General features: G+C 73.3%; 1 protein-coding gene. It reads right to left on the bottom strand.

The window, feature by feature from the left end; all coding sequences use genetic code 11:
- The coding region (gene pncA, locus QR78_RS31770; protein ID WP_125940069.1) for a bifunctional nicotinamidase/pyrazinamidase at nt 1-587 on the bottom strand (587 nt) is incomplete at both ends.

The following is a 587-nucleotide window of genomic DNA, read 5'->3' as shown; positions in this document are numbered from 1 at the left end:
GCTCTGCTCCCGCTCCACCCCCGCCGCCGCCATGGCCTCCCAGGCGCGTGCCAGCGAGCCGCCGAGGTCGATCCCCCGGCAGGCCTCCTCGACCACCACCGCCGCGAACCCCGCCTCCCGCGCGTCGAGGGCGCTCCAGCCGACGCAGTAATCGGTGGCGAGCCCGCACAGGAAGACCCGGGTCAGGCCGCGCTCGCGCAGGTAGCCGGCGAGCCCCGTCGGGGTGGTGCGGTCGGCCTCGCGGAAGGCCGAGTAGCTGTCGATTCCCGCCCGGTAGCCCTTGCGGATGATCAGCTCGGCATGGGGCAGGTCGAGCTTCGACGAGAGCTCCGCGCCCGGCGTGCCCTGGATGCAGTGTTCCGGCCACAGGACCTGCTCGCCATAGGGGAGCCGCACGGTCTCGAAGGGCTGCTTGCCCGGGTGGCTCGTCGCGAAGGAGGCGTGGCCGGCCGGGTGCCAGTCCTGGGTCAGGACGACGTGCCGGAAACGTCGCCCGAGCGCGTTGATCGGTCCGATCACCGCATCCCCGTCCGGCACCGCGAGGGCGCCGCCGGGCAGGAAATCGGCCTGGACGTCGATGACGAGGA

The organism is Methylobacterium indicum, assembly GCF_001043895.1.
Classification (GTDB): domain Bacteria; phylum Pseudomonadota; class Alphaproteobacteria; order Rhizobiales; family Beijerinckiaceae; genus Methylobacterium; species Methylobacterium indicum.
Note: the sequence above shows the minus strand (reverse complement) of the source record. Positions and strands in the feature narration are given on the sequence as shown.